This window comes from Streptomyces sp. NPDC057287 (genome assembly GCF_042667905.1).
In the GTDB taxonomy this organism is placed as follows: domain Bacteria; phylum Actinomycetota; class Actinomycetes; order Streptomycetales; family Streptomycetaceae; genus Streptomyces.
In genome coordinates this window covers 1-11,999 of sequence record NZ_JBHUYV010000029.1, presented here as the reverse complement: position 1 = coordinate 11,999, position 11,999 = coordinate 1, and the positions used below count along the sequence as shown (strand labels likewise).

The 11,999-nt window shown below is 69.4% G+C and carries 11 protein-coding genes; 9 read left to right on the top strand and 2 right to left on the bottom strand.

The genetic code is table 11. The features are described 5' to 3' along the window. Positions 1-100 precede the first annotated feature (100 nt). The 6 genes from eccD (at position 101) to ACFUNE_RS35840 (ending at position 7,184) form a co-directional block, all read left to right on the top strand. Positions 101-1,603: a type VII secretion integral membrane protein EccD gene (gene eccD / locus ACFUNE_RS35865; RefSeq protein WP_383576868.1), complete on the top strand. Its 1,503-nt coding sequence runs from the start codon at positions 101-103 to the stop codon at positions 1,601-1,603. A gap of 190 nt (positions 1,604-1,793) precedes the next feature. After that, a complete protein-coding gene (gene rpsO, locus ACFUNE_RS35860; protein WP_015611843.1) occupies positions 1,794-2,084 on the top strand; it encodes a 30S ribosomal protein S15 in 291 nt (96 codons plus the stop codon). Between the two features lie 269 nt (positions 2,085-2,353). Further along, positions 2,354-4,567 (top strand): polyribonucleotide nucleotidyltransferase, encoded by a 2,214-nt coding sequence (locus ACFUNE_RS35855; RefSeq protein WP_383576954.1) that lies wholly within the window; start codon positions 2,354-2,356, stop codon positions 4,565-4,567. Beyond that, positions 4,564-5,943, top strand: coding sequence for a M16 family metallopeptidase (locus ACFUNE_RS35850; RefSeq protein WP_383576866.1), 1,380 nt, complete (start codon positions 4,564-4,566; stop codon positions 5,941-5,943). The genes ACFUNE_RS35855 and ACFUNE_RS35850 overlap by 4 nt, the downstream gene beginning before the upstream one ends. Before the next feature lie 22 nt (positions 5,944-5,965). After that, positions 5,966-6,718, top strand: coding sequence for a 4-hydroxy-tetrahydrodipicolinate reductase (gene dapB, locus ACFUNE_RS35845; RefSeq protein ID WP_383576864.1), 753 nt, complete (start codon positions 5,966-5,968; stop codon positions 6,716-6,718). 13 nt (positions 6,719-6,731) lie between these two features. After that, positions 6,732-7,184 carry a hypothetical protein gene (locus ACFUNE_RS35840; RefSeq protein WP_383576862.1) on the top strand — a complete coding sequence of 151 codons (453 nt, stop codon included), beginning with the start codon at positions 6,732-6,734 and terminating at the stop codon, positions 7,182-7,184. A gap of 55 nt (positions 7,185-7,239) precedes the next feature. Here ACFUNE_RS35840 and ACFUNE_RS35835 read toward each other — a convergent pair whose 3' ends face one another. Both ACFUNE_RS35835 and ACFUNE_RS35830 read right to left on the bottom strand, forming a co-directional pair. Continuing rightward, positions 7,240-7,791: a hypothetical protein gene (locus ACFUNE_RS35835; protein ID WP_383576860.1), complete on the bottom strand. Its 552-nt coding sequence runs from the start codon at positions 7,789-7,791 to the stop codon at positions 7,240-7,242. 93 nt (positions 7,792-7,884) lie between these two features. Then, entirely contained in the window at positions 7,885-8,124 is a 240-nt protein-coding gene (locus tag ACFUNE_RS35830) for a hypothetical protein (RefSeq protein ID WP_383576858.1), read from the bottom strand. Between the two features lie 175 nt (positions 8,125-8,299). On the opposite strand from ACFUNE_RS35830, the gene thyX reads away from it, so the two are divergent. From thyX to ACFUNE_RS35815, 3 genes are all read left to right on the top strand, one after another. Further along, positions 8,300-9,037 (top strand): FAD-dependent thymidylate synthase, encoded by a 738-nt coding sequence (gene thyX, locus ACFUNE_RS35825; protein WP_383576856.1) that lies wholly within the window; start codon positions 8,300-8,302, stop codon positions 9,035-9,037. A gap of 152 nt (positions 9,038-9,189) precedes the next feature. After that, on the top strand, positions 9,190-10,089 hold the full coding sequence (gene dapA, locus ACFUNE_RS35820) for a 4-hydroxy-tetrahydrodipicolinate synthase (RefSeq protein ID WP_383576854.1): 900 nt from the start codon (positions 9,190-9,192) through the stop codon (positions 10,087-10,089). A gap of 129 nt (positions 10,090-10,218) precedes the next feature. Then, positions 10,219-11,904 (top strand): ribonuclease J, encoded by a 1,686-nt coding sequence (locus ACFUNE_RS35815; RefSeq protein ID WP_383576852.1) that lies wholly within the window; start codon positions 10,219-10,221, stop codon positions 11,902-11,904. The last annotated feature ends 95 nt before the right edge of the window (positions 11,905-11,999 follow it).

Here is an 11,999-nt window from a genome sequence, read left to right as displayed (position 1 = left end):
CCGCAAAAAAATGGGTCATTCGGGACGGAGTCCGAGCCCGTGATCCAAGGGGTGCGTGCCGGAGGTCCAGGAGAAGCATGAGGGGGAGCAGCACGTGACTATGACGGCCCAAACGGCGGCTACCGGATCCGGTCGGCCGGGTCCCGGAGTTCCGGCCGGCAACGGAACCGGTTTCTGCCGGGTCACGGTCGTCGCGCCCGACAGCCGCGTCGACGTGGCGCTGCCCGAGGACATCGCCGTCGCCGACCTCTACCCGGAGATCCTCCGGCTGTCGGGGCAGAGCCCCGCCCAGGGCGCGCCGGTCGGCTACCACCTGGTGCGCCGTGACGGCACCGTCCTGGACAGCGGACGCACACTGGCGGGCCAGCGCATCCTCGACGGCGAGCTGCTGTCCCTGCGGCCCTTCTCGGAATCGCTGCCGCCCGCGGTCTTCGACGACGTCTCCGACGCCGTCGCCACCGCCGTCGCGCGGGACCGGACCCTCTGGGGCGACAGCCTCATGCGTACGGCCGGGCTCTTCGGCGGGTCGGTCCTGCTGGTCCTGCTCGGCTTCGTGCTGTGGACCTCCGACATCCACCACGACATGAACGGCCTGCCCGGCATCCTGGCCGCCGTCACCGCCGTACTCCTGCTGGCGCTGGCGTGCGTGCGCGCACGTGTGTACGCGGACCGGGGCTCGTCCATCGCGCTGGGGATCGGCGTGCTCGCCAACGCCGCGGTCGCCGGTGCCGGGCTGCTGCCGCTCAGCGAGGGACAGGGCATCGGCAGGCTCCAGTTCCTGCTGGCCTGCGCCGCAGTGCTGGTGGCCTCGGTGATCCTCATGATCGCCGCCCCCGAGGGGGACGGCACGTTCGTCGCCTTCGTGTTCGCCTCCACCATCGGCGTGCTGGTGACCTTCGTCGCGATCCTGACCGGCATGGAGCCCGCCGAGACCGCGGCCGTGTGCGCGCCGCTCTCCGTGGGGCTCCTCGCGTTCCTGCCCGGGCTCTCCACCCGCTTCGCCCGCCTCCCGATCGGCTTCGAGCCGCCCCGCACCACCGTCGGCGACTACGGCACGTCCGACCCCGCGCCGCAGGGACCGGTCGACGCCGACCGCATCGCCGCCCAGGCGCGGCGCGGCCACGAACTGCTCGTCGGCCTGGTCGGCGGGTGCGCACTGGTGGCCGTGGGGGCCGCCGCGGTGCTGGGCTTCTCGGACGGCATCTGGGGTCAGCTGCTGGCACTCGCCACCGGGGTCGCGATGCTGATGCGCGCCCACCTGTTCCGCTACACGGCCCAGGTCGGCTGCGCCCTGGGAGCCGGCCTCGCCGCACTTGTGCTCCTCGGTCTCGGGCTGTCGCTCAACCCGCCGGTGGATCTGATCCGCGAGGCGCTCCAGGGGGACGGCGCCGGACTCGACATCCGTACGATCTGGCTCACCGCCGCGGTCGCCGGCGTCGCCGCCCTGATCACCGCCATAGGGCTGATCGTGCCGCGCAAGGGAGTCACCCCGTTCTGGGGCCGCTTCCTGGAGGTCGCCGAGGCCTTCGTGCTCCTGACGCTGCTGCCGCTGTGCCTCGCCGTCTTCGACGTCTACCACTCGATCCGCGCACTCACCAGCTGATCCGCCCCGGCGCGACGGACGGACGGGGTCGCAGCGGCTGGTACGCTGTGTGACGGCCGTTTGTGTACGCGCCTCCGGGATCATCCTGAGGGCTGCGCTCATCGGACCTTCGCCTCCGAGTCATGGAAGCTCCCCTGAGATCCAGACCAGGGGCACTCGTGGGCGCATCGAACATCAATGAGGAGTACGCGTGCCGCTCGACGCCGCTACGAAGAAGCAGATCATGTCCGACTTCGCCCAGAAGGAGGGTGACACCGGATCCCCCGAGGTCCAGGTCGCCATGCTCTCCCGCCGGATCTCGGACCTGACGGAGCACCTCAAGACGCACAAGCACGACCACCACTCCCGTCGGGGTCTGCTGATCCTCGTCGGCCAGCGTCGCCGTCTTCTGCAGTACCTTGCCAAGAAGGACATCCAGCGCTTCCGTGCGCTCGTCGACCGCCTCGGCATCCGCCGCGGTGCGGCCGGCGGCGCCAAGTAAGTACGCTGTGAGAGGGAGCGGTACCCCGATTCCAGGGGGCCGCTCCCTTTGCTGTACGTGCGCGACCCGGGTCCGGCTCAGTAACCTGGACGCACGACACCAGAACGAGGAGAGGCGCGCCACGGCCGCCGCCGGTCCTCGGTAGTGGCCCCCGGGGCAACGCCCGGGAGCTTCGATCGAAGACCGGCCCGCACACGGTGCGCTTCTCCGCACCGTCCTCCGCCACACGGGCGGCAGGACGAAAGACGACGAGTATGGAGAAATCACTAGTGGAGAACGAGACCCACTACGCCGAAGCCGTGATCGACAACGGTACCTTCGGCACCCGCACCATCCGCTTCGAGACGGGTCGCCTGGCCAAGCAGGCCGCCGGCTCCGCCGTCGCGTACCTGGACGACGACACCATGGTGCTGTCGGCCACCACCGCTTCCAAGCGGCCCAAGGACCAGCTCGACTTCTTCCCCCTCACGGTGGACGTCGAGGAGCGGCAGTACGCGGCCGGCAAGATCCCCGGCTCCTTCTTCCGCCGTGAGGGCCGGCCCTCCGAGGACGCGATCCTCACCTGCCGCCTGATCGACCGCCCGCTGCGCCCCTCCTTCAAGAAGGGCCTGCGCAACGAGATCCAGATCGTCGAGACGATCATGGCGCTCAACCCCGACCACCTGTACGACGTGGTCGCGATCAACGCCGCCTCCGCCTCCACGATCCTGGCGGGCCTGCCCTTCTCCGGCCCCATCGGCGCCACCCGCGTCGCCCTGATCAAGGGCCAGTGGGTCGCGTTCCCGACGCACACCGAGCTCGAGGACGCCGTCTTCGACATGGTCGTCGCCGGTCGCGTCCTCGAGGACGGCGACGTCGCGATCATGATGGTCGAGGCCGAGGCCACCGAGAAGACCATCCAGCTCGTCAAGGACGGCGCCGAGGCCCCGACCGAAGAGGTCGTCGCCGCGGGCCTCGAGGCCGCGAAGCCCTTCATCAAGGCGCTCTGCAAGGCCCAGTCCGACCTCGCCTCCAAGGCCGCCAAGCCCACCGGCGAGTTCCCGGTCTTCCTCGACTACCAGGACGACGTCCTGCAGGCGCTCAGCAAGGCCGTCAGCACCGAGCTCGCCAAGGCGCTCACCATCGCCGGCAAGCAGGAGCGCGAGGCCGAGCTGGACCGCATCAAGGAGATCGCGGGCGAGAAGCTCCTCCCGGCCTTCGAGGGTCGCGAGAAGGAGATCTCGGGTGCCTACCGCGCACTGACCAAGAAGCTGGTCCGCGAGCGCGTCATCAAGGACAAGGTCCGCATCGACGGCCGTGGCGTCACGGACATCCGTACGCTCGCCGCCGAGGTCGAGGCCATTCCGCGCGTGCACGGCTCGGCGCTGTTCGAGCGTGGCGAGACCCAGATCCTGGGCGTCACCACCCTCAACATGCTGCGCATGGAGCAGCAGCTGGACACCCTCTCCCCGGTGACCCGCAAGCGCTACATGCACAACTACAACTTCCCGCCGTACTCCGTCGGTGAGACCGGCCGCGTGGGCTCGCCCAAGCGCCGCGAGATCGGCCACGGCGCGCTCGCCGAGCGCGCCATCGTGCCGGTGCTGCCGTCGCGCGAGGAGTTCCCCTACGCGATCCGCCAGGTCTCCGAGGCGCTGGGCTCCAACGGCTCGACGTCCATGGGCTCGGTCTGCGCCTCCACCATGTCCCTGCTGAACGCCGGTGTGCCCCTCAAGGCCGCCGTCGCCGGTATCGCCATGGGCCTGATCTCGCAGGAGATCGACGGCAAGACCCACTACGTCGCCCTCACCGACATCCTCGGTGCGGAGGACGCCTTCGGCGACATGGACTTCAAGGTCGCCGGCACGAAGCAGTTCGTGACCGCGCTCCAGCTCGACACCAAGCTCGACGGCATCCCCGCCTCGGTCCTGGCCGCCGCGCTGAAGCAGGCCCGTGACGCGCGTCTGCACATCCTGGACGTCATGAACGAGGCCATCGACGTCCCGGACGAGATGTCCCCGAACGCCCCGCGGATCATCACCGTCAAGATCCCGGTGGACAAGATCGGTGAGGTCATCGGCCCCAAGGGCAAGATGATCAACCAGATCCAGGAGGACACCGGCGCCGACATCACGATCGAGGACGACGGCACCATCTACATCGGTGCCCAGCAGGGCTCGCAGGCCGAGGCCGCCCGCGCCACGATCAACGCCATCGCCAACCCGACCATGCCGGAGGTCGGCGAGCGCTACCTGGGTACGGTCGTCAAGACCACCACCTTCGGTGCGTTCGTCTCCCTGATGCCCGGCAAGGACGGTCTGCTGCACATCTCGCAGATCCGCAAGCTCGCCGGTGGCAAGCGCGTGGAGAACGTCGAGGACGTGCTCGGCGTCGGCGCCAAGGTCCAGGTCGAGATCGCGGAGATCGACTCGCGCGGCAAGCTCTCCCTCATCCCCGTGGTCGAGGGCGAAGAGGACGAGAAGAAGGACGACACCGACAAGTGACGTCCCGTAGTTCCGTGACGACGGCCCGCCCCTCCTCGGAGGGGCGGGCCGTCGCCCGTACCCAAACCCTTCTCAAGGGCAGCAACGGCATCGGCACCGTCCGCCGTACCGTCCTCCCGGGCGGCCTCCGGGTCGTCACCGAGACGCTGCCCTCCGTCCGCTCCGCCACCTTCGGGATCTGGGCCAACGTCGGTTCACGCGACGAGACACCCACCCTGAACGGCGCGACGCACTACCTCGAGCACCTCCTCTTCAAGGGCACGGCCAAGCGCAGCGCCCTCGACATCTCGTCCGCGATCGACGCGGTCGGCGGCGAGATGAACGCCTTCACGGCGAAGGAGTACACCTGCTACTACGCGCGGGTCCTGGACACCGACCTCCCGCTGGCCATCGATGTCGTCTGCGACATGCTGACCGGCTCCCTGATCGCCCCCGAGGACGTCGACGCCGAGCGCGGCGTCATCCTCGAGGAGATCGCGATGACCGAGGACGACCCGGGCGACTGCGTGCACGACCTGTTCGCGCACACCATGCTCGGCGACACCCCGCTGGGCCGCCCGGTCCTCGGCACCGTCGACACGATCAACGCGCTGAACCGCGGCCAGATCGCCCGCTTCTACAAGAAGCACTACGACCCCACGCACCTGGTCGTCGCCGCCGCGGGCAACGTCGACCACGCCACGGTCGTACGCCAGGTCCGCAAGGCGTTCGAACGCGCAGGTGCCCTGAGCCGTACCGACGCCGTACCCACGGCGCCCCGCGAGGGCTCCCGCACCCTGCGCGCAACGGGCCGCGTCGAACTGCTGAACCGCAAGACCGAGCAGGCCCACGTCGTCCTCGGCATGCCCGGCCTCGCCAGGACCGACGAGCGCCGCTGGGCGCTCGGCGTCCTGAACACCGCGCTCGGCGGCGGCATGAGCTCCCGCCTCTTCCAGGAGGTCCGGGAGAAGCGCGGCCTCGCCTACAGCGTGTACTCGTACACCTCGGGCTTCGCCGACTGCGGGCTCTTCGGCGTCTACGCCGGCTGCCGCCCCAGCCAGGTGCACGACGTCCTCAAGATCTGCCGCGACGAGCTCGACCGCGTGGCGGCGGACGGCCTCGGCGACGAGGAGATCGGCCGCGCCGTCGGCCAGCTCGCCGGTTCCACCGTCCTCGGCCTGGAGGACACGGGCGCGCTCATGAACCGCATCGGCAAGAGCGAGCTCTGCTGGGGCGAACAGATGTCCGTCGATGACATGCTGGCGAAGATCGCGGCGGTCACCCCCGACGAGGTCCGGGCCGTCGCGGCCGACGTCCTCGGACAGCGGCCCTCCCTCTCGGTCATCGGCCCTCTGAAGGACAAGCAGGCGGACCGTCTCCACGAAGCGGTCTCCTAATCACTCCGTAAGGAAAGAGCACATGAGCAAGCTGCGCGTGGCCGTTCTCGGCGCCAAGGGACGCATCGGTTCCGAGGCGGTACGAGCCGTGGAGGCCGCCGACGACATGGAGCTCGTCGCGGCGCTCGGCCGCGGCGACGAGCTGGAGGCCCTCACCGACAGCGGGGCCCAGGCAGTCGTCGAGCTGACCACGCCCTCGTCGGTGATGGACAACCTCGACTTCTGCGTCCGGCACGGGATCCACGCCGTCGTCGGCACCACGGGCTGGACCGACGAACGGCTCGCGCAGCTGAACACCTGGCTCTCCGGATCGCCGGAGACCGGTGTGCTCATCGCGCCGAACTTCTCCATCGGCGCCGTCCTCACGATGCGCTTCGCGGAGCAGGCGGCCCGCTACTTCGAATCGGTCGAGGTCATCGAGCTCCACCACCCGAACAAGGCGGACGCGCCCTCCGGCACGGCCACCCGCACCGCCCAGCTCATCGCGGCGGCCCGCGGGAAGGCCGGGGCGGCGCCGCAGCCCGACGCCACCGCCACCGCGCTGGACGGGGCCCGTGGCGCGGACGTCGACGGTGTCCCGGTCCACTCGGTCCGGCTCCGCGGCCTCCTCGCCCACCAGGAGGTCCTGCTCGGCAGCGAGGGCGAGACGCTCACCCTGCGGCACGACTCGCTGCACCACAGCAGCTTCATGCCGGGCATCCTGCTCGGCACCCGCCGCGTGGTGACCACTCCCGGCCTCACCTTCGGCCTGGAACACTTCCTCGACCTGAACTGACTGGGCCCCACCCATGCGCGCAAAGCTCACCTACGTCGTCACCGCTGCCGTCCTGGTCTTCTACTTCGTCCTGGCCGGCAGCCGGGGCGTGCTGCTCATCCGGCACGGCACACTGCTCACGGTCACCTTCGGCGTGGCCGTGCTGATCCTGCCGGTGATCGGCGTCTGGTTCCTCTGGAAGAACACCCAGTTCGTCCGCAGGGCCAACGCCCTGGCCGCCGCGCTGGACGCGGAGGGCGGTCTCCCCGTCGACGAGCTGGTGCGCACCCCGTCCGGGCGCATCGACCGCGATTCCGCCGACGCCGTGTTCGCGCGGCGCCGGGAGGAGACGGAGGACAGCCCGGACGACTGGCGCTGCTGGTTCCGGCTGGCGGTCGCCTACCAGGACGCCAGGGACACCCCGCGCGCCCGTAAGGCGATGCAGCGCGCCATCGCCCTGCACATGGACAAGCCGGTACGCGCCTGAGCGGCGCCGTACCGGCTTGTGAAGGGTCCCTGCGGCCCCACGGAGGCCCCGGCCGTCAGCCGGTGCGGTACTCGTCGCCCCAGGCCTCGATGGAGTCCGTGGCACGCTCGAACGCCTCGGCGCGGGCCAGGAAGTCCGCGTTGTGGTCGGTGGCCAGCGGAGCCAGGGGCTGGCCGCCCTTGCGCACCACGACCAGGGCCTGTCCCTGGACGGTGCGCGGGAAGCCGAGCCATTTCACCGGCTGCTGCACGGTGCGGACCGCCGCGGCGTCCCCCCACCGCACGGTGGTCGTGCGGAAGAAGCCCACCCGGCGTACGCCGTGCCGGCTCACCCAGGCGCCGACCCGCAGCAGCCGCAGTGCGCAGACGATCACCGCCGCGGCGAGCGCGAAGCACGCGGCGGCACTGGACAGCGACCCGGCGAACGCGATGATCATCGCGGCGAGCAGGACGAAGGACGACAGCAGCAGCAGGGTGGCCGCCGCCGCGACCCGCCACGGGCCGGGGCGGTAGGGCCGCCGCCAGCTGTCGTGGTCGTCGAACGGCAGCGCGATGTCCTCTGCGTCCGCGTCGAATACGCGGTCGGCCGTCAGGAAGGGCAGGGGCACGACTGATCCTCACTCACAAGCACGCTCGATTGCTGTGCCCGGTGAGGCTACCGAGCAGCCCCCCGGCCGACCACCCCAGGGGGCCCGTACGGGTCAGCGGTGCTGGGAGGCCTCGGACGTCTGACCGTGCGACGGCGTCCGGTCGGTGTCGAGGGCGGGGAGCCCGAAGAGCAGCGATCCGGCGAAACCGGCGATCAGCGTGAGCCCTACGAGGGACCGGGAGGCCAGCTGGGAGCGACTGGCGCGCTGGCGGGGAGGCGGAGTGACATTACTGCGGAATCGGTCGGCCTCGGCAACGAACGAGAACGGGACGGATTCACGCCGGCGGAACATGAGGAAGATCTCCTTGAACTCTGTGACGGGTGCTGCTAATGAGTCAGACGTACGAGAGGCCCGATCGGTGCCCCGAATCGCCGAACCGGTCCAGATTTTCCCGCCGACAGGACTCCGCCCCACGGCCCGTAGAGTGGACGCCGCCCGAGCGACGCAATTGGAAGGACCCCCGCCGGTGACCGACACCCCCGAGCCCACCAAGGCCCACTTCCGCAGCGATGTCACCGTTGACCTGGTGAAATCTGCGGCCAGCGACTCCGACGTGCTGTTCGCAGCCCGTGTGTCCACGGCCGGGGAGCAGTCCCTGGAAGAGGTCACGAAGGACCCCGAGCGCTCCAAGGGGCTCATCAACTTCCTGATGCGGGACCGGCACGGCAGCCCGTTCGAGCACAACTCGATGACCTTCTTCATCAGCGCCCCCATCTTCGTGTTCCGCGAGTTCATGCGGCACCGCGTGGGCTGGTCCTACAACGAGGAATCGGGCCGCTACAGGGAGCTCGAACCGGTCTTCTACGTCCCGGGGGAGTCCCGCAAGCTCATCCAGCAGGGGCGCCCCGGAAAGTACGAATTCGTCGAGGGGTCCCCGGAGCAGCACGAGCTCACCAGCCGTGCCATGGAGGACTCGTACCGCCAGGCGTACGACGCGTACCAGGAGATGCTCGCAGCAGGGGTCGCGCGTGAGGTCGCCCGCGCGGTGCTCCCTGTCGGCCTGTTCTCGACGATGTACGCCACCTGCAACGCCCGGTCGCTGATGCACTTCCTCGGACTGCGTACGCAGCACGAGCTGGCCAAGGTGCCGTCGTTCCCGCAGCGCGAGATCGAGATGGTCGGGGAGCAGATGGAACAGCACTGGCAGAGCCTGATGCCGCTCACTCATGCCGCCTTCAACAAAAACGGACGGGTCGCCCCGTAGGCGGTGTCCGTATTGCGGCGTTTCGTGAAGTTCATCTAGGCTGATCAAACGGACCCGGCACTGCTTGAACCCCCGAGCAGGCAGTGCCGGGCTCCTCTTCCTCGTCCCCCCGAGGGGGCACGACGCTCCGAGCAACGAGTAGCGTGTTACCCATGGCTCCGATCTCCACTCCGCAGACCCCCTTCGGGAGGGTCCTCACCGCTATGGTCACGCCGTTCACGGCGGACGGCGCACTCGACCTCGACGGCGCCCAGCGGATCGCCACCCATCTGGTGGACGCAGGCAATGACGGCCTGGTCATCAACGGCACCACGGGCGAGTCCCCGACCACCAGCGACGCGGAGAAAGACCAGCTCGTACGGGCTGTGCTGGAAGCCGTCGGAGACCGCGCCCACGTCGTCGCGGGCGTCGGTACGAACGACACACGGCACAGCATCGAGCTGGCACGCACCGCCGAGCGCAGCGGCGCCCATGGCCTCCTCGCGGTCACGCCGTACTACAACAAGCCGCCGCAGGAGGGCCTCCTCCGCCACTTCGGCGCCATCGCGGACTCCACGGAGCTCCCGGTGATGCTGTACGACATTCCCGGCCGCAGCGGTGTGCCGATCGACACAGAGACGCTCGTGCGTCTCGCCGAGCACCCCAGGATCGTCGCCAACAAGGACGCCAAGGGAGACCTGGGCCGTGCCAGCTGGGCCATCTCCCAGTCCGGCCTCGCCTGGTACTCCGGCGACGACATGCTCAACCTCCCCCTGCTCTCGGTCGGCGCCGTCGGATTCGTCTCCGTCGTCGGCCACGTCGTCACCCCGGAGCTCCGCGCGCTCATCGAGGCGCACCTCGGCGGCGACGTGCAGAAGGCCACGGAGATCCACCAGAAGCTGCTCCCGGTCTTCACCGGGATGTTCCGCACCCAGGGCGTGATCACCACCAAGGCCGCGCTCACCCTGCAGGGCCTGCCCGCCGGCCCGCTGCGCCTCCCTCTGGTGGAACTCACCGCACAGGAGACGGCCCAGCTCAAGATCGATCTGGCTGCCGGTGGGGTACAGCTCTAACCACGGACTTCACAACTGAATACGCGAGGACACTCGCGGCGGAAACACCACCTGACAACAGCAAGTGCACGAATACACGCGCGCCACGTGCCCTCAGCGGTACGTGGCGTGCGTGGTAAGGAGAGTCTTTTGAGTCATCCGCATCCTGAACTCGGCACCCCGCCGAAGCTCCCCAAGGGCGGTCTGCGGGTCACCCCGCTGGGCGGCCTGGGCGAGATCGGCCGGAACATGACGGTCTTCGAGTACGGCGGCCGTCTGCTCATCGTCGACTGCGGCGTCCTCTTCCCCGAGGAGGAGCAGCCGGGCATCGACCTGATCCTGCCGGACTTCACCACCATCCGGGACCGTCTGGACGACGTCGAGGGCATCGTCCTCACGCACGGCCACGAGGACCACATCGGTGCCGTCCCCTATCTGCTCCGGCTGAAGCCGGACATCCCTCTCATCGGCTCCAAGCTCACCCTCGCGCTCATCGAGGCCAAGCTCCAGGAGCACCGGATCCGCCCCTACACCCTTGAGGTGACCGAGGGGCAGCGCGAGCGCATCGGGATCTTCGACTGCGAGTTCGTCGCGGTCAACCACTCCATCCCGGACGCCCTCGCGGTCGCCATCCGCACTCCCGCGGGCATGGCCGTCGTGACCGGCGACTTCAAGATGGACCAGCTCCCGCTGGACGGCCGGCTCACCGACCTGCACGCGTTCGCCCGGCTGAGCGAGGAGGGCATCGACCTCCTCCTCTCCGACTCGACGAACGCCGAGGTCCCCGGCTTCGTGCCGCCGGAGCGGGACATCTCCAACGTCCTGCGCACGGTGTTCGCCAACGCGCAGAAGCGCATCATCGTGGCCAGCTTCGCCAGCCATGTGCACCGCATCCAGCAGATCCTGGACGCCGCACACGAGTACGGCCGCCGGGTGGCCTTCGTCGGACGTTCCATGGTCCGGAACATGGGCATCGCCCGTGACCTGGGCTATCTGAAGGTTCCCGCGGGCCTGGTCGTCGACGTCAAGACGCTGGACGACCTGCCGGACGACGAGGTCGTCCTGGTCTGCACGGGCTCCCAGGGCGAGCCGATGGCCGCCCTCTCCCGTATGGCCAACCGCGACCATCAGATCCGTATCGTCCCGGGCGACACGGTGATCCTGGCGTCGTCCCTGATCCCCGGCAACGAGAACGCGGTCTACCGCGTGATCAACGGCCTGACCCGCTGGGGCGCGAACGTCGTCCACAAGGGCAATGCCAAGGTCCACGTCTCGGGCCACGCCTCGGCCGGCGAGCTGTTGTACTTCTACAACATCTGCAAGCCGAAGAACCTGATGCCGGTGCACGGCGAATGGCGCCACCTCAGGGCCAACGCCGAGCTCGGCGCGCTGACCGGCGTGCCGAAGGACCACATCGTCATCGCGGAGGACGGCGTCGTCGTCGACCTCGTCGACGGCAAGGCGAAGATCGTCGGCAAGGTCCAGGCGGGCTACGTGTACGTCGACGGCCTCTCCGTCGGCGACGTCACGGAGACCTCCCTCAAGGACCGGCGCATTCTCGGTGACGAGGGGATCATCTCGGTCTTCATCGTGGTCGACAGCTCGTCCGGCAAGATCGTGGGCGGTCCTCACATCCAGGCCCGGGGCTCCGGCATCGACGACTCCGCGTTCAGTGCCGTGGTGCCGAAGGTCGAGGAAGCCCTCAACAAGTCGGCCCAGGACGGCGTCATGGAGCCGCACCAGCTCCAGCAGCTGGTCCGGCGCACGGTGGGCAAGTGGGTGTCGGACACCTACCGCCGGCGCCCGATGATCCTTCCGGTCGTCGTCGAGGTCTGACCCGACGGCCGCCGGCAGGCCGCCAACCAGGAGCGGGGGGGGGCCCGGGGGGGGGTGGGGGCCCCCCCCCCCGACGGTTTCCCAGACCCCCGGAC

Bases quoted from the DNA above. Each gene is read 5' to 3' on its own strand.
- eccD (WP_383576868.1), top strand. From the start codon at position 101: ATGACGGCCCAAACGGCGGCTACCGGATCCGGTCGGCCGGGTCCCGGA.
- dapB (WP_383576864.1), top strand. From the start codon at position 5,966: ATGAGCAAGCTGCGCGTGGCCGTTCTCGGCGCCAAGGGACGCATCGGT.
- ACFUNE_RS35840 (WP_383576862.1), top strand. From the start codon at position 6,732: ATGCGCGCAAAGCTCACCTACGTCGTCACCGCTGCCGTCCTGGTCTTC.
- ACFUNE_RS35830 (WP_383576858.1), bottom strand. From the start codon at position 8,124: ATGTTCCGCCGGCGTGAATCCGTCCCGTTCTCGTTCGTTGCCGAGGCC.
- dapA (WP_383576854.1), top strand. From the start codon at position 9,190: ATGGCTCCGATCTCCACTCCGCAGACCCCCTTCGGGAGGGTCCTCACC.